Here is a 20,788-nt window from a genome sequence, read left to right as displayed (position 1 = left end):
CACCCGGCGTCAGCTGGTGGTGGTATCCCGGGTCAGACCGTGGTAGCAGAGAGCCTCACGGGCAGGTCGTGGAGGTCGTTCTGGGTCAGGATCGGCTTGTTGCGCAGCTCCGCGCGGCCGACGGCCAGGCTCAGGTCCGGGAAGCGGGCGTAGAGGGCCGGCAGGGCCACCAGGGCCTCCAGGCGGGACAGGGCCGCGCCGGGGCAGACGTGCGGGCCGTGGCCGAAGGAGATGTGCCGGTTGGGGGTGCGGGTGATGTCGAACTCCCCCGCGGTCTCGCCGTGCTGGGCCTCGTCGCGGCCCAGGGCGCCGAAGGACACGATCAGGCCCTCCCCCTTCGGCAGGATCCGGTCGCCGACCTCGATGTCCTCGGTGGCGAAGCGGATGAGGACGTGCGAGGTCGGGGTGGACCAGCGCAGGGTCTCCTCGATGACGTTCTCCCAGGGGACCTCCCCCGCGAGGACGCGTGCGCGCTGTTCGGGGTGGGTCTCCAGGGCGACGACGGCGTTGACGATCAGGCTGATGGTGGTTTCGTGGCCCGCGGCGACCATCAGCTGGAGGGTGTTGGTGATCTCCTCGGTGCTGAGGTGGTCGCCGTCCTCGGAGGCCGCGATCAGGGCGCTGGTGAGGTCGTCGCCCGGGGTCTCGCGCTTGGACTCCACGATGCGGGAGAAGAGCGCGCCGAGGTCCGCCATCATCCGGGGGACCTCCTCGGGCAGGGTCTGGGTGGAGAAGAACTTCTCGAAGAGCGCCTTGAGCCGGGGGTGTTCGGCGGCGTCGACGCCCATCAGCTCGCTGATGACGTTCATCGGGAGCGGGTAGGCGAAGTGCGCCTTCAGGTCGACGCTCTCGCCGGCCGGGAGGGTGGCCAGCTTGTCGAGCATCTCCGAGGTCAGGGCCTCGATGCCGGCGCGCAGCTTCTCCACCCGGCGCACGGTCAGGGCCTGGGCGACCAGGGTGCGCAGGCGGCGGTGCTCCTCGCCGTCGACGGTGAGCATGGAGCGGCCGGGGTTGGCGAGGCCGATCAGCGGCCAGTCCAGGGGGATGTCGCCGCGCTGCCAGGCCCCCCACACGTTGATGTCCTTGACCACTCTGGGGTCGGTGAGCAGTCTCCTGGCCTCGGCGTGGTGCGTGACGGCGTACACGCCGACGCCGCCGGGCAGCACGACGGGAACCAGCGGGCCCGCGGCGCGCAGGGCGGCGCTCTCGGCGTCGAGGTCGGCCACGAACGGGTCGAGGACGAGGGGGGCGGGGCCGGTGTGGTCGATCGGGCAGGTCATCGGGTGGCTCCAAGAGCGGGGGTGGGAGTGAAGGTCACGGGGAGCGCGGTCAGTCCGCGCAGCCACGGCGAGGGGCGCCGGGTGAGCTCCTCGGCGGGGCCGGCCAGGTCGACGTCGGGGAGCCGGTCGAGGAGGACCTCGATGCCGGTCCGCGCGATGACCTCGGCGACCTCCTGGGCCGTGAAGGGGCAGCGGTGTTCGCCGTGGCCGAAGGAGAAGAAGGCGTTGTTCCCGCCGGTGAGGGCGCCCGCGTCGGTGCGGACGTTCGGGTCGCCGTTGGCGGCGGCCAGGCCCAGCAGGACCAGGTCGCCGCTGCCGATGCGCTGTCCGCCGAGCTTGGTGTCGCGGGTGGTCCAGCGGCCGGCGACGTTCTGGGTCGGGGTGTCCTCCCAGAGCACTTCGTTCATGGCTTCGCCGACGCTGTGGCGGCCGCCGGCCAGGGAGGCGGCGAACCGGTCGTCGGTGAGCATCAGGCGCAGCGAGTTGCCGATCCAGTCCGCGGTGGGCTGGTGGCCGGCGGCCATCATCACCATCAGGTCCTGGGCGACCTCGTCGAGGGTGAAGCCGGCGGTGTTGGCCAGCATCCGGGAGGCGACGTCGTGACCGGGTTCGGCGGCCTTGGCGGCGAGCAGCGCGTACATCGACTCGCCGAGGTGGCGCTGGCCGTCCAGGGCGCCCTCCCGCCCGTTGATCATGTCGTTCATGGCGGTGACGAGGCCGGGGCCCTGGGCGTCGGAGAAGCCGTAGACGCGGGCGAGGACGCGCAGCGGAAGGAGCATGGCGTACTCGCCGACGATGTCGCACTCGCCCCTGCCGCACAGCTGGTCGATCAGCTCGTCGGCGAAGCGTTCGGCGTGGCCCTTGAGTTCGAAGGGGTCCACGGCCTCCAGGGCGTCGGAGATCACGGCGGCGCGTTCGCGGTGGCGTTCGCCGACGGTGTAGAGGATGGACGGCTGCTTGCGGCCGATCATCGGGAGCAGGGGCCAGTCGGCGGGGATGCGGTCCCACTGGTTCCACAGGTCGGAGTCGCGCGAGAAGAGCTGGGGGTCGCTGGTGACCTGGTGGAGTTCGCGGTAGCCGAGGACCAGCCAGGCCGGGACGTCGCCGTCGAGGACGACCGGGGCGACGGCGCCGTGGTCACGGCGCATTTCCCGGTACAGCTCGGTGGGTTCGGTCTGGAAGCGGGGGCCGCCGAGGTAGACGGGCTGGGGCTCGGGGGTGGTCACGGGGTGGGCTCCGGGATCGGGGGCTGGAGGGCCGTCTGGGGGTGTCGTGCGCGCTGGAGGTGCCGGAGGTGTTCGACGAGGGAGATCAGCACGTGCTTGCTGGACTCGCGGGAGCGGGCGTCGCAGAACAGCAACGGCACCTCGGGCGGCAGATCGAGGGCGCCGCGGACCTGCTCCGGGGTGTGGGTGGGGCCGCCGAAGTCGTTGCAGGCCACGACGAAGGGCGTGCCGTGGTGTTCGAGGCGGTCGATGGCGTACCAGGAGTCCGCGAGCCGACGGGTGTCGACGAGGACGACCGCGCCGAGGGTGCCGGAGAACAGCCGGTCCCACAGGAACCAGAACCGCTCCTGGCCGGGGGCGCCGAAGAGGTAGAGCACGTTGTGCGCGTCGAGGGTGATGCGGCCGAAGTCGAAGGCGACCGTGGTGGCGGTCTTGGCGTTGATGCCCTCGGTGTCGTCGACGGCCTCACCGGCCTTCGTCATCGTCTCCTCGGTGTTCAGCGGGCGGATCTCGCTGACGGAGCGGACCATGGTGGTCTTGCCGACGCCGAAACCGCCCACGATGACGATCTTGAGACCGTTGTCGGCGGTGCTGCTGAGGGCCTGACGGGGTTCGCCCGGGTCAGAGGTTGCGGAGTCCAACGAGCACCTGCTCCAGGATGTCGAGGTCGGGAAGGCGGTACGTCGAGGCGCGGGGGTGCCGAGCGCTGATGCGGCCGGTGCCGTGGAGGTCGGCGAGGAGGATCCGGACGATCGACACCGGCAGGCCCAGCTCGGCCGCGATCTCGACGACCGCCGTCGGGAAGCGGGACATCCGCAGGATCGCGGCGTGCTCGGACTGCATGCCGGGCACCGGATCGCATTCGGCGACGATCAGGGTGACCAGGTCGAACGCGTCGGAACCGGAGCTGCTGCGGCCGCCGGTGAGGGTGTAGAGCCGGTCCGGGGAGTCGTCCCGGCCCGGCCTGCCGCGGCTCATCCCCGGGGCCTGGCGATCAGATGCTCGCTCAGCTGCTCCACCAGTTCGGACATGTTGTGGCCGACGAGGCCCGCGTCGGCGTCGTCGGCGGCGACGAGGGCGAGGTGCGCGCCCTCGCCGGCCTCGACGATGAAGAGGATGCCGCCGTAGAACTCGGCCATGGCGGAACGGACCCCGCCGCTGCCGTCACCGAACTCGATGGACGCCCCGTGGGACAGGCTCTGGATGCCCGCGGCGATCGCCGCGAGCTGGTCGGCCTGGTCGACGGAGAGCTCGGGGGTGCGGCACAGCTTGAGGCCGTCGCGGGAGAGCACGAGGGCGTGCCGGGCGCCGGGGGTGCGCTCCAGGAGACCCTCCAGGAGCCAGCTGAGCGTCTCGTCGGTGGTGGAGCCGGTCATGGGGTGTTGCCTTCCGGGTGCGTGGGTGTCGAGGGCTGCTGCGCCGAGGTGCCGCGCACGGCCTGGCGGAAGCTGCCGAAGCGGGCGGCGGACTGGGAGGCGCTGCCGGGGGTGGCCCGGGTACGGGCCGCCGCGCCGGCGGCGTCGGGTCCTTCGGGGTGGGCGGCGGCCAGGGTCCGGCCGCGCCGCCGCTGGGGCAGTCCGCTCTCGCCGAGCACCGGGGTCGTACCGGTGGTTTCGGGGTCGTGGGTGGTGTCCGCGCCGTCGTGGACCGGCTCGGGCTCCGGGGCGGGCGCCTGCGCGGGCGCGGCGGCGGCCCGGGGACCGGGCTCGGGGGCGCTGATCAGCGGCGGGGCGGGGACGGGTTCGGCCGGGGTGCGGCTGATCAGGTCCTGCGGGAGCATCATCAGCGCGCCGGTACCGCCGCGCGCGGAGGGCCGGAAGGAGACCGTGAGCCCGTGCTTGCGGGCGAGGCGGCCGACGACGGCGAGGCCGAGGCGGGTTCCGGAGAGTCCGGCCAGGTCCAGGGACTCGGCGGTGACGGCCTGTTCGGCACGGCTCAGCTGGATCTCGCTCATGACGAGGCCGCTGTCCTCGACGGTGATGACGATCCCGGCGGGCACCTCCTCCACGTAGACGTGGACCTCGGCGGTCGGCGGCGAGAAGTTCGCCGCGTTGTCGAGGAGTTCCGCGAGGGCGTGCATGACGCCCTCGGCGGCGTGTCCGGCGACGGCCGCCTCGCAGGTGGAGTGCAGGCGGACGCGCTGGTAGCCGCCGATGCGTCCCATCGCGCCGCGCAGGATCGATTCCATGACGATCGGCCTGGCCCAGCGGCGGCCCGAGCGGGCTCCGGTGAGGACGGCGATGGAGTCGGCGAGGCGGCCCGCCTGGGCGGTGCGGTGGTCGAGGTGCAGCAGGTCGCCGAGGACTTCCTCGTCGGCGTGCCTGTGCTCCATCTCGCGCAGGTCGGCCAGCATTCCGGTGGCGAGCGCCTGCATGCGGCCGGCCGCGTTGGCGGCGGCGGCCATGGCGGCGGCCCGTCCGGACCGGGCCAGGCGCAGTTCCTCGGCCAGTCGTTCGCCGGTGGCCCGGTGGTCGGCGGCCATGCTGTCGAGCTCGGCGGTGTGGGCGGCCGTCAGCCGGTCCAGTTCGGCGGCGCGGGCGGTGGTCAGGTGGTCCATCTCGGCGGTGTGCGCCGCGACGAGCCGGTTCCGCTCGGCGGTGCGGGCCGCCGTCTCGCGGGCCGCGTCGGCGGTGAGCCGGGCGATGTGCGCGTCGCGGTCGGCGATGTCACGGGTGACCTCGGAGAGCCGGCCGCGCAGCTGCCGGGCGCTGCGCGCCCACCAGGTGACGGCGCAGGCGGCCACGGCGAGGAGGAGTGATCCGGAGGCCGAGAACCATCCCAGGGGAACCTGGATGGATGACGGGGCCGCGGCCACCGCCGCCATGGAGAAAGTACCTGTGGCCGCCGCGGTGACGAGCAGCGCGAGCGCGGAGGGGCGAAGGGGGGAGGGCGACGCCGTCATTAGTCAAAGCCTCAAACCGGGCGTAAATGGAAGAGAGGGTTCCTGTGGCAACGAGGCACAACTATAAGAGGATTGCTGATCGTTTAGGAAAGCTCTTGTCGAATATCACGCTCTGTAGCGCCCACTAAGGCTGTATCTGGAGCGGTTTCGGGGCTATGCCATGGCATCCTGTGACGTCACAGCTCGCCGGACGGGATCGGCGGAGGGGCGTCCGGGGAATATGGGGAAGGTCATGAGGCTCTGCTTCCTGGTGGAAGAGCACTACCGCCGTGACGGCATGCCGAACGAGGTGATCCGGCAACTGACCGCATGGGGACACCGGGTGGACGTGGTCCGTCCGGGAGGCTCCCTGCTGCGCATGGACGAGGTCGTGCGCTCGGGCGCCCACGACGCGTGGGTGCTGAAGACCGTGTCCGGCGGACCGGGGCTCACCCTCCTCGAAGCGGCGGCCGCCGCCGGCATGACCACGGTCAACGACGCCCGCGCGATCCGCGGCGTACGGGACAAGGCGCTGGCCGCCGCCATCGGCAGCGCCCGGGGCCTGCCCCAGCCGCAGACCTACGCCGTCGCCCGGCCCGAACTCCTCGCGGAGATACCCGACAGCGCGTACCCGCTCGTCGTCAAGCCCGCCGACGGCAGCTCCGGGCGGGGAGTGCACCTGCTGGCCTCACCGGACCGGCTCCCCGCGCTCCTCCCGGAACTCGCGGGCGAGACCATGCTCATCGCGCAGCCGTACGTCCCGAACGCGGGCACCGACATCAAGGTGTACTGCGTCGACGGCGAACTCTTCGCCACCGAACGCTGCTCCCCCCTGCACCCGGACGCCGCGGTGCGCGAGCGGCAGGTGCCGCTGCCGGCCGAGGTGGCCCGGATCGCCGCCCGCGTGGGCGAGGTGTACGGGCTGGACCTGTACGGGGTCGACGTCCTGCTGGGTCCCGACGGGCCGGTGGTGGTCGACGTGAACGACTTCCCGAGCTTCCGCCAGGTACCGGACGCCGCGGCCCGGGTGGCCCGTGCCGTCCTCGCGCTGGCCCGCGCGGGCGGCCGGCGCGAGTGCCCGCCCGCCGCGCCGTTCGTGCTGCCCGTGACGATCCCGCTCCAGGTGGCCGCGGGGGCGGGGGACGGAGCGTGAGGATCGGCCTGATCACTCCGGACGCCGGGCACCCGCTGCTGGCGGCCACCGTCGCGGCGCTGGCCCCCGGCGGGCACACGGTGGACGTGCTGGATCCGGCCGCCGGACCCGCGGCGGCGGCCGGCGCGCGGGCCGACGTATACCTGCTGAAGGCGCGCACCCCGTCCGCGCTGGCCCTGGCCCGGGAACTGGAGCGGCGGGGGGCGCCCGTGCTGAACTCGGCCGCCGCCACCGAGGCCTGCCAGGACCGCACCGGCATGGCCGAGCTCGCCCTGCGGGCCGGGCTGCCCTTCGCCCCCACCCGCACCTTCGCCGCGGCGGCGCGGCTGGAGACCGCGGCCGGGCTGCCGTGGCCGATGGTGGTCAAGAGCCGGCGCAGCCACAAGCACGACCTGGTCGCCCGCCTCGACGGCCCCTCGCGGCTGGCGGAGCTGGTGGGCGACTGGAGCGAGGAGCCGGTCGTGGTGCAGGCGTTCGCGCCCAACGACGGCTGGGACCACAAGCTGTGGGTGATCGGGGACCGGGTCTTCGCGGGCCTGCGGCGTTCCGAACTGGCCGCCGGAGGAAAGGAACCGGCGCGGAGCCTGGACCGACTTCCGGACGGCTGGGCCGAACTGGCGCTCCGGGTGGGCGAGGTGTTCGCGCTGGACGTCTACGGCGTGGACGTCATCGACACCGCGGGCGGCGCCCCGCTCATCGTGGACGTCAACGCCTTCCCCGGGATCCGGGGCCAGGCCGGCGCCCCCGAGGCCCTCGCGGCCCTGGCCCTGCGCCGGGCGGCGGGCTGATCCCCCGGCGGCGGGCGTAGCGTGGGGGCGGTCTATAGAGGGGCGGTCCCATGCGCGCGGTGGTGTTCGAACGGTACGGGGAGCCGGCCGAGGTCCGGGAAGTGCCCGATCCGGCGCCGGCGCCGGGCGGGGTCGTGGTGCGCGTCGAGGCGACGGGGCTGTGCCGCAGCGACTGGCACGGCTGGATGGGCCACGACCCCGACATCACCCTCCCGCACGTCCCCGGGCACGAACTGGCCGGGGTCGTCGAGGCGGTGGGCACCGGGGTGTCCGCCTGGCGGCCCGGCGACCGGGTGACCGTCCCCTTCGTCTGCGCCTGCGGCACCTGCGCCGACTGCGCGGCCGGCGAGCACCAGGTGTGCGCCCGCCAGACGCAGCCCGGGTTCACGCACTGGGGTTCCTTCGCGGAGTACGTGGCCCTGGACCACGCCGACGTGAACCTGGTGGCGGTGCCCGGGGAGCTGTCGTACGCCACGGCCGCCGCCCTGGGCTGCCGGTTCGCCACCGCGTTCCGGGCGGTGGTCGCCCGGGGCCGGGTGGCGGCGGGCGAGTGGGTCGCCGTCCACGGCTGCGGCGGCGTCGGTCTGTCCGCCGTGATGATCGCGGCGGCCGCGGGCGCGCGGGTCGTCGCCGTCGACACGGCCCCCGCGGCACGGGAACTGGCCCTCTCCTTCGGCGCGGCCCACGCCCTCGATCCCCGGGCCGCCGGGCCCGCGGGCGCGGCCGGGGCGGTACGGGAGCTCACCGGCGGCGGCGCGCACCTCTCGCTGGACGCCCTGGGCTCCCCCGCGACGGCCGCCGCGTCGGTGGCCGGGCTGCGCCGGCGCGGACGGCACGTCCAGGTCGGGCTGCTCCCCGCGGGGTCCGGGCCGGCGGCGCTGCCGATGGACCGGGTCATCGGCTGGGAGCTGGAGGTGCTGGGCAGCCACGGGATGGCCGCCCACGCCTACCCGCCGATGCTGGAACTGGTCCGCTCGGGCGCGCTGCGCCCGGACCTGCTGGTGACCCGTTCCCTCCCGCTGTCTGGGGCCCCGGCCGCGCTCGCCGCGATGGGCTCGGCGCCCGGGTCCGGGGTCACGGTGATCCTGCCGCCGGAGTGAGTCCCCGGGACGGCGGGCGGAGCGGGCCCGGCGGCGGGGGCGTCAGTCGGGGGCGTCAGGCGGAGCCGGCCCGGTGGGCGTGGCGGTGGCGGTGTCGGATCAGGAGCGCCGTGCCGGCGGCCACCGTCAGGAGGGCGCCCGCCACGCTGAGCAGCCAGACCGGGACGCCTCCCACGGTGAGGACCTCGTAGCGGTAGACGGCCCGCTGGTAGGGGGTGTCCTTGGCGGTGGCGCGCAGTTCGTGGTCCCCGTCGATGCGGGCCGGCTCCGGGAACCGCTGGTCGATCGCGGTCAGGAACACCGGCTGGTCGCCGGCGAGTGCGGCCAGCGGGCCCTTCGGGGTGATCCGTCCGGCGAAGGTCACCTCCGGGGTGGCGCCGCCGATCGCGGAGGCGGGCTCCATCCGGTGGGCGGCCAGTACGAACAGGCCGAGGGACTGCGGGGTCCGGGCCAGCCGGGACAGGCGCATCGGGTAGACGAGGCGGGTGCTGGCGAACCGGATCCGCAGCGGGTCCAGTTCACCGCTCAGGGGCCGGCCCTGGTCGCGGGGGGCGAGGCGGACGGCCACGTACTCCCACTTCTGGTCGACGTACGGCTTCAGTTCGGCCGCGAGCCGGTCGGGCAGCTTGAACCCGTTGGTCTCCAGCCAGGTGCGCAGGGCGTCCGGGTCGGTGGCGGTGAGCCGGGCGACGTCGAAGTCGCCGAGCCGCTCGCGGCCGACCACACCGACCGAGGGGGCGGCGCCGGGCGGTGCGGCGCCGACGAGGCGGTCCCGGTCGTCGGCGAAGGGCCAGTCGGTGTCGCGCGGCCAGAAGTACGTACGGGTGCGGTGCACGGGCCGGGTGAGTTCGGTGAGCGCGGGGAAGAGCCCGGCGTCGCCGAGGCCCACGGTCGCCCGGCCGGGGACGGGCATGATCCAGGCGGCGCGGCGGGCGTCACCTCCGACGGTGAACCGCATCACGATCTCTTCGCTGCGGCCGTCCCAGCGCACCACCGAGGCCTCCCGGTCGACGCCGATCCGGGACGCCTCGTCGGGGACCATCGCCCCGCAGCCGCACGCGTAGGCGGGGCTGATCAGGGAACCCGCCAGGACGGCGAGCAGGGCGAGCAGCAGGGCCGGGATTCTTCGCTTCATCCACACGGGTCTCAGACGAAGGTGCCCGCGGTACGGTTCCGGCGGGCGCGGCCGGCGGGTGAGGGGTGCGTCCGCTGCCCGCGGTGCCTCGTTCCCGGGACCGGGACCGCCCTGGACCGCCCTGGACCGCCCTGGACCGCCCTGGACCGCCCCTGCGGACGGGAGCGGCGACGGCCCCGCTCGACCCGGTCCCCGCTCCCTCCCATACTGGGGCCTCGTGAAAGGAGCCCCATGAGAGGGAAGGACAAGCCGCGCAGCAGCCCGCTGGTGCCGGACGGTGTGCGGGCCGAGCTCGCACGGCAGGACTGGGCGTCCGTGACCTGCGGCTGCGGCCGCTCGGCGGAACACCTGGAGGACGCCCTGTGGGACGCGGCCGAGGGACATCCGGCGGCGTTCCACGCGTTGCAGGGACACGTGTTCACCGGGACCCGGCTGTGGCCCCCGGCGCCGGCCGCCTGCGCGGTGCTGATGGCGGTGTGGTCGGCCGGCCCGCCCCGGCTGACGACCCGCGAGGCGCTGCTGTGGACCCTGCTGTCCCTGCTGAGCGCCGAGGACGACGGGGAGGCGTACGGGGCGGGCCTGTACGGGCAGGTCGCGGCCCACGTACGGACCGGCCTGCCGCTGCTGGTCGGCGTGCTGGAGACCGGGCCGGGGTCGGTCTCCGGGGCCTACGCCGAGGGCATCCTGGAGCTGCTCGTCCTGTCGGCCTGATCCGCGGGCCCTGCGCCGGTCATACCGCGCAGGAGCTCCGGGGTGACCTCCTCCAGGGAGGCGGCGAAGGTGCGCAGCGCCGAGCGCGGTACGTCCAGCAGCGAGGGCACCACCAGCAGCGCGCAGCCCGCGGCCTCGGCGGAGGCCGCGCCGTCCGGGGAGTCCTCCACGGCCACGCAGCTCGCGGGCGCGAGGCCCAGGCGGGCGGCGGCGGCGCGGTAGGGCTCGGGGTGCGGCTTGGTCCGTGCGGTGTCGTCGGCGGAGAGCGTGAAGGCGAACGGGACGTGTGCGAGCGCGCCCCCGACCACCTCGTCCACGACCACCCGCGGCGACGCGCTCACCAGCGCGAAGGGGATGCCCTCGGCCTCCAGCGCCGTCAGCAGCCGCTGGGCGCCGGGGCGCAGGGGCGCCCCGGCGGCGACCCGGCGGAAGAAGCCCCCGGTGAGTTCGGCGGCGACCTCCGCCGGCTCCCCGCGCCCCGCCACCCGTACGAGGTGGGCGGCGGTGTCCCGGACGGCGCGGCCGACGACCTCGGGGGCGTCGGCGGGGCCGAGGCGGTGTCCGAGCCGCTCCGCGGTCTCCTCGGTGGCCTCCCACCAGAGCACCTCGGTGTCGACGAGGGTGCCGTCCATGTCGAAGAGCACGGCGGCGGGCGCGTTCACGCGGTCCTCGCCACGACGAGCACGGGCCGTTCGGCCGGTCCCACGACGGCCCGCGCGCCCGGGGCCAGGTCCCCGGCGTCGCGCGACGGCAGATCGGCCTTGACCCGGGTGCCGTCGGCGAGGTCGAGGTGGAGGCGGGTGACGGCGCCGAAGAAGGAGGCGGACGCGACGGTGGCGCCGCCCTCCGGGTCTGCGGTCACGGTGAGGTTCTCGGGGCGGACCAGCACCTCCACGTCCGCGGTGGCCGGGACGGGACCGTCGACGGGCAGCCGGATGCCGGCGACGTCCACGAGGCCGGTGTCGGTGAGGCGTCCGGGGAGCCGGTTCATGGTGCCGACGAACTCGGCGACGAAGGGGGTCGCGGGGCGTTCGTACAGTTCGGCGGGGGCGGCGCACTGCTCCAGCCGGCCCGCGTTCAGGACGGCGACCCGGTCGGCCATGGACAGGGCCTCCTCCTGGTCGTGGGTGACGAACACGGTGGTGATGCCGAGGTCGAGCTGCAGGCGGCGGATCTCCTCGCGCAGGTTGGCCCGTACCTTGGCGTCCAGGGCGGAGAGCGGCTCGTCCAGGAGGAGCACGCGGGGGCGCAGGGCGAGCGCGCGGGCGAGGGCGACGCGCTGCTGCTGGCCGCCGGACATCTGGTGCGGATAGCGGTCGCCGTGGTCGGGCAGGCCCACCAGGTCGAGGAGTTCGGCGGCGCGCTCGCGGCGCCGCGCTGCGGGCACCTTGCGCAGGCGCAGGCCGAAGGCCACGTTGTCGCGGGCGGTGAGATGGGGGAAGAGGCTGTACGACTGGAAGACCATGCCGGCGTCACGGCGGTTGGCCGGCACCCGGGTGATGTCCTCGCCGTCGACGAGGACTTCGCCGTCGTCCGGGGTCTCGAAGCCCGCGAGGACGCGCAGTGCGGTGGTCTTGCCGCAGCCCGAGGGGCCGAGCAGGGCGAGGAGTTCGCCGGGTTCGACGGTGAGGTCGAGGCCGTCGAGCGCGACGGTGGAGCCGAACGCCCGGCGCAGGCCGCGGAATTCGACGCGGGCACCCGCCGGGGCGGCGGGGCCGGGGCCGGCCGGCTTCCGCGGCGCGGTGAGGGTCGTGGACATGGAGGTCAGGACTCCTTGCGGGAGGTGGCGGGGGCGGCGGAGACCGAGGAGGGGTTCGTGCCGGCCCGCGAGAGGACGAGCAGCAGCAGCCAGGTGATGAGGAGGCTGAGGATGGAGACGGCCACCGACATGCGGGCCTGGGCGCCGGAGATGGAGACGATCCACACGGCGAAGGGCTGGAAGCCGAGGAGCGAGGCGATGGTGAACTCGCCGAGGACCAGGGCCAGGGTGAGGAAGGCCGCTCCGGCGAGTGAGGCGCGCAGGTTGGGCAGCAGTACGCGCAGGACCACGTGCGGCCAGCTCGCTCCGCAGCTGCGGGCGGCCTCGACCAGGGTGGGGACGTCGACGGCGCGCAGTCCCGCGTCGAGCGAGCGGTAGACGAAGGGCAGGGCCAGCACGGTGTAGGCGAGGACCAGGACGACGGGGAAGTCCGGGTTCTGGACGGCGAGGAAGGTCTGGTACAGCGGGGTCCGCGAGAGGTGCTCGGGCCCCCAGCGGAGCACCGTGGTGATGCCGGTGACCAGGGCGATGGGCGGTACGACCAGGGGCAGCATGCACATCACCTCCACCACGGGCCGCAGCCTCGGCGAGCCGATCCGTACGGCGACCAGTGCCGGCACCGCCAGCAGCAGGGACAGCGTGATGGTAGCGGCGGCCAGGCCGAGCGAGAGGAGCAGGCTCCTCAAGAAGCCCTCGGCGCCCAGGAGTTCGGTGTAGGCCTCGAAGGTGAGGCCCTGGCCGGGCACGTGCACGGTGAACACGAAGGAGGCGGCGAGCGGGAGCAGGAAGTAGGCGCCCGCGAGTGCGAGGACGGCTCCGCGCCAGATGCGCGGACGCGGGCGGCGGGCCCGCGCGCGGGCGGCCCCGGGGGCCGCTTCGGCACGGTCCGCCCGGGGGGCGGTCGGGGTCATCGCAGCCATCGGGCGCTCCGTCGCTGGAGGGGCAGGTAGACCGCCATGACCAGGCCGGCGATCAGGATCATGTCGAGGCCGAGGGCGAGCGCCACGTTCTCCTGGCCGGTGAGCACGTTGCCGGAGAGGGCGTCGGCGATCTTCAGCGTGACCAGCGGTACGGAGCCGCCGACGAGGGCCGCGGCCGTGGCGTGGGCGGCGAAGGCGGTGCCGAAGAGCAGGACGAACCCGCCGAGCAGGGAGGGTGCCAGCACGGGCAGGCCGACGTGGCGCCAGAACTGCCGTCCGGTGGCCCCGTTGTTCTGGGCGGCCTCGCGCCACTGCGGGCGGAGCCCGTCCAGGGCGGGCACGATCACCAGGACCATCAGGGGGGTGAGGAAGTACAGGTAGACCACGGCGAGGCCGGTGAAGGAGTACAGGTCCCAGCCGAGGTCGGTGAGGTCCGCGAGCTGGGTGACGACTCCGGAGATCCCGGCGGTCGCGATGAACGCGAAGGCGAGCGGCACCCCGCCGAAGTTGGCGAGGACGCCCGAGGCGGTCAGGGCCGCGGAACGCAGGGCGGTGGAGCGGGAGGTGACCAGGGCCTGCGCGATCAGGACGCCGAGGACTCCGCCGAGCAGTGCGGTCAGGGCGGAGAGCTGGACGCTGCCGATGAGGGAGTCGAGGTAGGGGCCCTGGAGGGAACGGGCGAGGTGCTCGCCGGTGACGCGGGTGGCGCCGGTGCCCGGGTCGGTGCGGGTGACGGCGCCGAAGGCGATGGCGCCGAGCGGCAGGCCGAAGCAGAGCCCGGTGAAGGCGAGGAGGGGGAGGGCGGCGAGCCAGGTGCGCGGGCCGCGCCGCCGGCGGCGGAGGGTGGTGCCGCCGGCGGTCCCCCGCGTGGGGGAGGTGGGGGTGGGTGCGGACATCAGCTGAGGGCCTTGTCCCACTTCTCGGCGAGGGTGGCCTTGGCCTTGTCGAGCTCGGTGGAGGCCGGGAAGGACGGGGTGCCCTGGACCTGCGGGAGCTTGGTGACGGCGTCCTTGTCGGCGGTGCCGTCGGCGGCCATCACGGGGAGCAGCACGGGGCGGGCGTGGCCCTTCAGCCAGATGTTCTGGCCCTCGGCGCTGTAGAGGAACTCCATCCACAGGCGGGCGGCCGCCGGGTTGGGGGCGTCCTTGTTGATGGCCTGCGAGTAGTACTGGGCGTAGACGCCGTCGGAGGGGACGGAGACCTTCCAGTCGACGCCCTTGCCCTTGAACTGCTCGGCGTAGCCGGCGTTCAGGTAGTCCCAGTCGATCGAGATGGGGGTCTCCCCCTTCTCGACGGTGGCCGGGGTGGACTCGACGGGGATGAAGTTGCCGCTCTTGCGGAGCTGTCCGAAGAAGTCGATGCCGGGCTGGATGTCGGCGAAGGAGCCCTTGTTGGCGAGGGCGGCCGCGTAGACGCCGCCGAAGGCGGAGCCGGACTTGGTGGGGTTGCCGTTGAGGGCGACCTTGCCCTTGTACTCGGGCTTGAGGAGATCGGCGAAGGTCTGCGGGCAGTTGGGGATGCGCGCGGCGTCGCAGCCGATGGAGACGTAGCCGCCGTAGTCGTTGTACCAGCGGGCGTCGGCGTCCTTCTGGGAGCCGGGGATCTTGTCCCAGGCGGTGACCTTGTAGGACGCGAACAGGTTCTCGGCGGCGCCGCTGCGGGCGAAGGCGATGCCGAGGTCGAGGACGTCGGGGGCGCGCTTCTGGCCCTTGCGGGACTTGACCGCGGCGATCTCGTCGGCGCTGGTGGCGTCCGGGTTCTCGCCGCCTACCTTGATCTTCGGGTACTTCGCCTGGAAGGCCTTGACCATCTCGCCGTAGTTCGCCCAGTCCGGCGGCAGGGCGATGACGTTGAGCTGGCCCTCCTTCTCGGCGGCGGCGACGAGGGCCTCCATGCCGCCGAGGTCGGCCGCCGAGGTCGCGGCGCCCGGCTGGGTCTTGCCCTTGGCGTCGCCGGAGGCGGCGCCGCCGGGCTGCTGCGGGTCGGGCGCTGCGCCGCACGCGCTGAGCGTGGTCAGGACGGCGGCGCTGAGCAGTACGGCCGCGCCGCGACGGGCGGTGGAACTGAGCACGGTCTCTCCCGGAGACGAAGGGGGCTGCACTTGTCAGATCACTTGTCTGAACAAGTTGACTCCAGTTCGCCCGTGCTCGCTGTACGGACGGTGAACGGTGGCTGGACCGTGGAGCACGGCTCGACGAAGAGACGAGAATGACCGAAAGGAGTCGTGACAGATCCGCCCGGATGCTCATCGATGATGATCAAGACCTTGAGGTCGCAGAGCACCGCAACGAGGGGGAACGGCATGGGAACGGCCCGGTATCTGGAGATCGCCGACGAGCTGCGCCGGGCGATCCTGTCCGGCGCCCACCCGGTGGGGGGCCGGCTGCCCTCGGAGAGCGACCTCGCCACCCGCTGGTCGGTCTCGCGCGGAACCGTCCGCCAGGCCGTGGCCACCCTCGCCGCCGAGGGGCTCATCGGCTCCAGCCAGGGCGCTCGCAGGATCGTCCTGCGTCACGAACGACGGCACAGTTTCGGCGAGTTGAACAGCTTCGCGCAATGGGCCGAGGGGGTCGGCCACGAGGTGCGCAGCCGCTTCCTGTCCCGCACCCGGCGCCCCGCCACCGCCGAGGAGGCGGAGCGGCTCGCCCTGCCTCCGGGTACGGAGATCATGGCCGTACTGCGGCTGCGGACGCTCGACGGCGAGCCGACGATGGTGGAACGGACCGCCTACGCCGACTGGGTCGCGGCGGCCGTGGAGGCGCTGCCGGAGGACTGCCGCTCGGTGATGGACAGCCTCGCCGCGGACTCCGGGATCGTGGCCCACTACGGGGAACACCTCATCGACGCGCTCCCGGCGGGCAGCGAGGACGCCCGGCTGCTGGAGATCCGGCGGGGAGGTCCGCTGCTGCGCCAGCGACACACTTCGGCCACCCGCACGGGTCGCCCGATCGAATGGTCCGACGACCGGTACCGGGCCGGCAGCGTCACCTTCAGTGTGAGCAACTCGGCGGTAGCCACACCGCTGGAGCGGCATCCGGGGGGCGGCGAACGCTGAGGCGGGGGCGGCGCGGCCGCCGTCGTGCCGGGGCGGTGACCGCGCCGGCCCCGTCGCGGAGCGGTGCGACCGGGTGCCCGCCGAAGCGCCGGCTGCCGTCGGTGACCGGAAGCTCGATCATGCTGTCGACTCCGCCGCTGTAGTGTCCCCACCGAAAACCGGTCCATCGCCGAACCTGCGTGAGGGAGAACCTTGATCGACGTGCACCGGCTGCGCATCCTGCGCGCCGTGGCCGAGCACGGGAGCTTCAACCGCGCGGCGACGGCCCTGCGGCTGACCCCTTCGGCCGTCTCCCAGCACATCGCCGCCCTGGAGCGCGGCATCGGCCACCCGGTGGCGCGGCGCAGCCCGCGCGGAGTCGCGCTCACCGAGGCCGGACGGCTGCTGGTGGAGACGGCCGAGACGGTCACCGCCGAGCTGGACCTCGTCCGGTCGCGGATCGACCGGCTGACCGCCGACCGGGCCCGCCTGACGGTGGCCACCTTCACCAGCGGCGGCCGGCACCTGCTGCCGCGGGCGCTCGCCGCCTTCGTGGCCGTGCGTCCCGAGGTCGAACTGACGGTGGTGGAGGCCGAACCGGAGGTCTCGCTGGCGATGGTGCGCTCCGGGGCGGCGGACCTCGCACTGGCCTACCACTTCGACGGGCCCCTCCCGGCCGGCGGCGCCGGTCCGGCCGGTCCGGCCTGGCTGCCCCTGATGGAGGACCCGCTGTACGCGGTCCTGCCACCCGGCCACCGGCTGGCGGAGCGGGAGGTGCTGGAGCCCGCGGAACTGGCCGGCGACCGGTGGGTGCTCGGCTGCCTGAAGACGGAGGCCTTCCTTCGCCGGTACGCGGACCGCGCCGGGTTCGAGCCCCGCGTCGCCGCGTCGACCACCGACTACTTCTTCGCCCAGACCCTGGTCGGGGCGGGCGTCGGGGTCTCCCTGATCCCCCGCATCGCGCTGGCCCCGGCCGCCGGATCGGCCCCGGTGGCCCTCGCCCCACCGCGCCCGGCCCGCCACATCGGGGTGGCGACCCCGCGCCGCACCCCCCTCGACCCGCTCGCCGCCGCCCTGCGGGACGCCCTGCGCGAAGCGGCGGCGGCCGACTCGGGGGCGGCCTCCGGCGCGGGCACCGGCTCCGGCCCGGGGTCCGGCCCCGAGTCCGGCCCCGGCACCGGCGCGGCCACACCGACCGGCGTGGAGGTGGGCCGGTGAGGCACCTGCTGCAAGGGCTCGCCGCCAATCCGGCGCTGCCGCCCGCGTTCGTCGCCCGGCTGGTCGCCTTCGCCGTCGGGGAGGGCGCCGAGGAGGGCGGCTGGGTGGACTCCGCCCTCTCCGACCGGGCGGACCTGAGCCGTGAGCAGGCCCTGGCCCTGGCCGCCCACCGGGGGATCCTGGCCGTCGGGCCGGTCCGCCGGGGGGTGCTCCGCGCCGACGACATCGATCCGCGGGCCCTGCCGGACGCCGCCCTCGCCCTGCTCGACGAGGGCCTGGGCCTGCCGCACTGGCCCGCTCTCCTCGTCACGGACACCGACTCCGACCGCCGGCGGAAGCTGGCCTTCTGCCCCGGTCTGCCGCCGGAGGTCGCCGCCCTGCTGGCCGCCGACCACCAGCTCGACGTGGTGAGCGGCCTCGCGCTGTACGGGACCCCGGACCCGGCAACGGCGGCCCTGCTGGCCGCGCATCCGCACGCCGAGGTGCGCCTGATGACCGCCCTCAACGAGAACGAGGCGGTGCCCCCGGCCCTGCTCTCCGCGCTGCTCACCGGCGAGGGACTGCCCCCGGCGTCCGAGTGTTCCGTCTGCGAGAAGGACCCGGAACTGCGCTGGTGGCAGCCCTACGTCCGCAGCGGAGCCGCCTGCGACGGCTCCCACCGGTCCACCGTCCAGGACACGCGGCAGGCCGCCCTGGCCAACCCCTCGACTCCCGCCGATGACGTGGCCCGGTTCGCCGGCGACCCCTCGATGCTGCTGCGCGAGCGCGTGGCCGCACGGGCCGGTCTGCCTCAGCGGGTGTACGCGGAACTCGCCCGCGACCCGATGCCCGGGGTCCTGTGGGCCCTGGCCGGCAATCCCGGGACCGGTGAGGCGGTGATCCGCGAACTCGCCGGCGTCCGGGACCCGGAGGTGCTGTCCCGCCTGATCCGCCACCCCCGCCTGCCACTCGACCTACTGGCCGGGCCGGTCGGCCGGGCGCGGGCCGGCCGGGAGCCGCTGCCCCGGATCGCCGCCGCGACGGAGGCCGAGGTCGACCGGCTGGCGGCCTCGGCCGAGGCGGGCGTACGGGCGCTCGTGGCGCGGCGGCGCGATCTGCCGCCCGCGGTCCGCGACGCCCTCGCCGCCGATCCTGACGCGAAGGTGGTCAAGGCCGTCGCCTCCCACCCGGGCCTGGGCGAGGACCGGCTGCGCGCGATGGCGGCGCGGCACGGCGTGGCGGTCCTGGCGCAGGTCGCCGCCAACCCGGACGCCCCGGGCGCCCTGCTGGAGGAACTGGTCCGCCACGATCCGCCGGTGCTGGGAGTGCTGCGGGCCGTGGCGCGGCATCCGAACGCCACGGGGCCCGCGCTGCTCGGCTGCCTGGCCGACGTCAGGGCCCGCCGGCACGCCGCCGCCCATCCTGCACTGCCCGCACGGGAGTTGCCCCGCCTGCTGGACGACCCGGACTGGCAGGTGGTGGAGGCCGCGGCGGCCCACCCGGCCCTCCCGCTCGCGGTGATGCGGGATTCGATGCCCTGAGGGGGACGCCCGGCGGGGCCGCTACACCGGAGGGCCGTCGGCCGATCCCGGGGTGACCAGCCCCGTCTCGTAGGCGAGGACCACGGCCTGGGCCCGGTCCCGCAGGCCGAGTTTGGCGAAGATCCTCGCCACGTGGGTCTTCACGGTGGCCTCGCTGAGCGTCAGCTCCCCCGCCAGCTCGCCGTTGGACCGCCCGTGGCCCATCAGGGTCAGCACCTCCCGCTCGCGCGGGGTCAGCGCGGCCAGGTCCCGGTGCGGCGCCGGGCCCCCGGCCGCGGCGTTCGCGGACGGGCCGGCGGCCGGGGCGCACCGCTCGACCAGGCGGCGGGTGATGGAGGGCGCGAGCAGGGCATCGCCTGTCCCCACCAGCCGTACGGCGGCCGCCAGGTGTTCGGGGGTGACGTCCTTGAGCAGGAACCCGCTGGCCCCGGCCGCGAGGGCGGCGTAGACGTACTGGTCGAGGTCGAAGGTGGTCAGCATGATGACGCGACAGCCGGGGAGTTCGGCCATGATCCGGCGGGCGGCCTCCAGACCGTCCATGCGCGGCATCCGGATGTCGAGCAGGACCACGTCGGGGCGCAGGCTCCGCGCCATCGACACCGCCTCGACCCCGTCCGCGGCCACCCCGGCCACCTCGATCCCCCGGGCCGTCAGGATCAGCCGGAAGCCGGTGCGCACGAGTTCCTGGTCGTCGGCTATCAGCACCCGGGGCCCGGGTGCGGCCGCCGTCACGGCCGGTCCAGGGGAAGGCGCGCGCGGACCCGGAACCCGCCGCCTAGGCGGCGGCGGGCATCGAGGTCGCCCCCGTAGACGGCGACGCGTTCCCGAAGGCCCAGGAGCCCCCGACCGGTCCCCTCGGCCTTCGGCTGCCCGCCGGGCCGCCCGCCCGCGCGGGCCCCGCCGTCGTCCGCGCCCGCGTCGGCGGTCAGCACGCTCGGGCCGCCGCTGAGCACCTCCACCCGCAAGGCACTGTCCGCGTACCGCACCGTCACCTCGGCCTTCACCCCGTCCCCGTGTTTGAGCGCGTTGGTCAGCGCTTCCTGGATGATCCGGTACGCCGTCACGTCGATCCCCGCCGGGAGGGGCCGCGGCTCGCCGGAGATCCGTACGTCCACCGGCAGCCCGGCGAAGGCGATCTTGTCGATGAGCGGGCTCAGCCGGCTCAGGCTCGGCTGCGGGGTCAGCTCGGCGACGCCCCCGTAGGGCTCGTCCTCACCGTCCTGGGCGGGCGCGAGCAGGCCGAGGAGGTGGCGCAGCTCGGTCATGGTGTTCCGGCCGGCGTTCTCCACCGCGCTCATCGCGGCCGCTGCCTCCTGCGGCATGGTCGCGAGCACCTCGCGGGCCGCCCCGGCCTGCACGATCATCAGGCTCACGTTGTGACTGACGATGTCGTGGAGTTCGGCGGCGATCCTGGCCCGTTCCGCGTCGACCGCGCCGCGGGCGGCGCTCTCGCGCTCCCGCTCCAGCAGCCAGCCGTGCTCCCCCCGGGCCGCCCGGTGCGCACGCCGGGTCCGCGCCAGCGCGACCCCCAGGCAGAGCGCGACCACGGCCGCCGCGCCCGCCGACGCCAGCGCCACCCCCGTCAGCCAGCCCACCGCACCCTCCCCCTCATCCGCCCCGCACACCCGGCCCGTCCCCCGCGGACCGCCCAGTACTCTAACCGCGCCCTCGTGTTGAACGGCCGCACCGGGCTATTCGCCGGGGAAGGAAGGCCCACCACCGAGCAGGTACGGCGCGCCTTCACCGCCCCGCCCGCGGGATTCGGCGCCGGGATCAACCCCGTGGTGAAGTGGTGCACGGCCGATCAGCTCGACGAGAAGCTACCCGCCGGGCCTCTTCCACTCGCCGCCCGGCGAACTGCTCGGCAACTGGAGGGAACTCCGGGACGTCGACGGCTGACGGCCGGGAGACCCGGGTGCACTTCTCCAACCCCAGCCTGGTCGGGGACCCGAAGGCCCCCGGGCACCAGAAGGGCAGGGGCGCGGCGCGCCCGCGTACATCTGTGGGATGACCCGCCCCCCGGGTTACATCCGGTGGGTGACGCCCGGCGCGGGGCGGGCCTT

21 protein-coding genes are annotated in these 20,788 nt (G+C 74.5%); 7 read left to right on the top strand and 14 right to left on the bottom strand.

Annotated elements, in window-relative coordinates:
- Nucleotides 1–32 precede the first annotated feature (32 nt).
- The 6 genes from OG295_RS32725 to OG295_RS32700 are packed head-to-tail and all read right to left on the bottom strand — an operon-like array spanning nt 33 to nt 5,408.
- A complete protein-coding gene (locus tag OG295_RS32725) occupies nt 33–1,280 on the bottom strand; it encodes a cytochrome P450 (protein ID WP_371680236.1) in 1,248 nt (415 codons plus the stop codon).
- Nucleotides 1,277–2,506, bottom strand: coding sequence for a cytochrome P450 (locus tag OG295_RS32720; protein ID WP_371680235.1), 1,230 nt, complete (start codon nt 2,504–2,506; stop codon nt 1,277–1,279). Before OG295_RS32720 ends, OG295_RS32725 begins: the two co-directional genes overlap by 4 nt.
- Nucleotides 2,503–3,147 (bottom strand): ATP/GTP-binding protein, encoded by a 645-nt coding sequence (locus OG295_RS32715; protein ID WP_371680234.1) that lies wholly within the window; start codon nt 3,145–3,147, stop codon nt 2,503–2,505. The genes OG295_RS32720 and OG295_RS32715 overlap by 4 nt, the downstream gene beginning before the upstream one ends.
- On the bottom strand, nt 3,128–3,484 hold the full coding sequence (locus tag OG295_RS32710; protein WP_371680233.1) for a DUF742 domain-containing protein: 357 nt from the start codon (nt 3,482–3,484) through the stop codon (nt 3,128–3,130). The genes OG295_RS32715 and OG295_RS32710 overlap by 20 nt, the downstream gene beginning before the upstream one ends.
- The gene (locus OG295_RS32705) at nt 3,481–3,882 is read right to left on the bottom strand and encodes a roadblock/LC7 domain-containing protein (protein WP_266836659.1); all 402 of its coding nucleotides are present in this window, start codon (nt 3,880–3,882) and stop codon (nt 3,481–3,483) included. The genes OG295_RS32710 and OG295_RS32705 overlap by 4 nt, the downstream gene beginning before the upstream one ends.
- Entirely contained in the window at nt 3,879–5,408 is a 1,530-nt protein-coding gene (locus OG295_RS32700) for a sensor histidine kinase (protein ID WP_371680232.1), read from the bottom strand. Before OG295_RS32700 ends, OG295_RS32705 begins: the two co-directional genes overlap by 4 nt.
- A gap of 232 nt (nt 5,409–5,640) precedes the next feature.
- On the opposite strand from OG295_RS32700, the gene OG295_RS32695 reads away from it, so the two are divergent.
- Genes OG295_RS32695 through OG295_RS32685 form a run of 3 tightly spaced genes read left to right on the top strand, consistent with a single transcriptional unit; the run spans nt 5,641 to nt 8,428 of the window.
- Entirely contained in the window at nt 5,641–6,540 is a 900-nt protein-coding gene (locus OG295_RS32695; protein ID WP_371680231.1) for a RimK family alpha-L-glutamate ligase, read from the top strand.
- Nucleotides 6,537–7,328, top strand: coding sequence for a RimK family alpha-L-glutamate ligase (locus OG295_RS32690; RefSeq protein WP_371680230.1), 792 nt, complete (start codon nt 6,537–6,539; stop codon nt 7,326–7,328). Before OG295_RS32695 ends, OG295_RS32690 begins: the two co-directional genes overlap by 4 nt.
- A gap of 50 nt (nt 7,329–7,378) precedes the next feature.
- On the top strand, nt 7,379–8,428 hold the full coding sequence (locus tag OG295_RS32685; protein WP_371680229.1) for a zinc-dependent alcohol dehydrogenase family protein: 1,050 nt from the start codon (nt 7,379–7,381) through the stop codon (nt 8,426–8,428).
- A gap of 55 nt (nt 8,429–8,483) precedes the next feature.
- Here OG295_RS32685 and OG295_RS32680 read toward each other — a convergent pair whose 3' ends face one another.
- Nucleotides 8,484–9,563: a DUF2330 domain-containing protein gene (locus tag OG295_RS32680; RefSeq protein WP_371680228.1), complete on the bottom strand. Its 1,080-nt coding sequence runs from the start codon at nt 9,561–9,563 to the stop codon at nt 8,484–8,486.
- 231 nt (nt 9,564–9,794) lie between these two features.
- Between OG295_RS32680 and OG295_RS32675 the strand changes: the two genes are divergently transcribed.
- Nucleotides 9,795–10,274 (top strand): hypothetical protein, encoded by a 480-nt coding sequence (locus tag OG295_RS32675; protein ID WP_266836677.1) that lies wholly within the window; start codon nt 9,795–9,797, stop codon nt 10,272–10,274.
- Here OG295_RS32675 and OG295_RS32670 read toward each other — a convergent pair.
- Genes OG295_RS32670 through OG295_RS32650 form a run of 5 tightly spaced genes read right to left on the bottom strand, consistent with a single transcriptional unit; the run spans nt 10,232 to nt 15,024 of the window.
- Nucleotides 10,232–10,936, bottom strand: coding sequence for an HAD family hydrolase (locus OG295_RS32670; RefSeq protein WP_371680227.1), 705 nt, complete (start codon nt 10,934–10,936; stop codon nt 10,232–10,234). The genes OG295_RS32675 and OG295_RS32670 overlap by 43 nt on opposite strands.
- Nucleotides 10,933–12,033, bottom strand: coding sequence for an ABC transporter ATP-binding protein (locus OG295_RS32665; protein ID WP_371680226.1), 1,101 nt, complete (start codon nt 12,031–12,033; stop codon nt 10,933–10,935). Before OG295_RS32665 ends, OG295_RS32670 begins: the two co-directional genes overlap by 4 nt.
- Before the next feature lie 5 nt (nt 12,034–12,038).
- The gene (locus OG295_RS32660; RefSeq protein WP_371680225.1) at nt 12,039–12,953 is read right to left on the bottom strand and encodes an ABC transporter permease; all 915 of its coding nucleotides are present in this window, start codon (nt 12,951–12,953) and stop codon (nt 12,039–12,041) included.
- Nucleotides 12,941–13,849 carry an ABC transporter permease gene (locus OG295_RS32655; protein WP_371680224.1) on the bottom strand — a complete coding sequence of 303 codons (909 nt, stop codon included), beginning with the start codon at nt 13,847–13,849 and terminating at the stop codon, nt 12,941–12,943. Before OG295_RS32655 ends, OG295_RS32660 begins: the two co-directional genes overlap by 13 nt.
- Nucleotides 13,849–15,024 (bottom strand): extracellular solute-binding protein, encoded by a 1,176-nt coding sequence (locus tag OG295_RS32650; protein WP_371680223.1) that lies wholly within the window; start codon nt 15,022–15,024, stop codon nt 13,849–13,851. The genes OG295_RS32655 and OG295_RS32650 overlap by 1 nt, the downstream gene beginning before the upstream one ends.
- 231 nt (nt 15,025–15,255) lie before the next feature.
- On the opposite strand from OG295_RS32650, the gene OG295_RS32645 reads away from it, so the two are divergent.
- The 3 genes from OG295_RS32645 (at nt 15,256) to OG295_RS32635 (ending at nt 18,725) form a co-directional block, all read left to right on the top strand.
- Entirely contained in the window at nt 15,256–16,008 is a 753-nt protein-coding gene (locus tag OG295_RS32645) for a GntR family transcriptional regulator (RefSeq protein WP_371680221.1), read from the top strand.
- 192 nt (nt 16,009–16,200) lie between these two features.
- Nucleotides 16,201–17,205, top strand: coding sequence for a LysR family transcriptional regulator (locus OG295_RS32640; RefSeq protein WP_371680220.1), 1,005 nt, complete (start codon nt 16,201–16,203; stop codon nt 17,203–17,205).
- The gene (locus tag OG295_RS32635; RefSeq protein WP_371680219.1) at nt 17,202–18,725 is read left to right on the top strand and encodes a hypothetical protein; all 1,524 of its coding nucleotides are present in this window, start codon (nt 17,202–17,204) and stop codon (nt 18,723–18,725) included. Before OG295_RS32640 ends, OG295_RS32635 begins: the two co-directional genes overlap by 4 nt.
- 21 nt (nt 18,726–18,746) lie before the next feature.
- Here OG295_RS32635 and OG295_RS32630 read toward each other — a convergent pair whose 3' ends face one another.
- On the bottom strand, nt 18,747–19,457 hold the full coding sequence (locus OG295_RS32630) for a response regulator (RefSeq protein ID WP_371680218.1): 711 nt from the start codon (nt 19,455–19,457) through the stop codon (nt 18,747–18,749).
- Entirely contained in the window at nt 19,454–20,320 is an 867-nt protein-coding gene (locus OG295_RS32625) for a sensor histidine kinase (protein ID WP_371680217.1), read from the bottom strand. The genes OG295_RS32630 and OG295_RS32625 overlap by 4 nt, the downstream gene beginning before the upstream one ends.
- Between the last annotated feature and the right edge of the window lie 468 nt (nt 20,321–20,788).

The sequence above is a fragment of the Streptomyces sp. NBC_01276 genome, assembly GCF_041435355.1.
Lineage (GTDB): Bacteria > Actinomycetota > Actinomycetes > Streptomycetales > Streptomycetaceae > Streptomyces.
The sequence above is the reverse complement of the archived record's forward strand: the minus strand, read 5'-3'. Positions and strand labels throughout refer to the sequence as shown.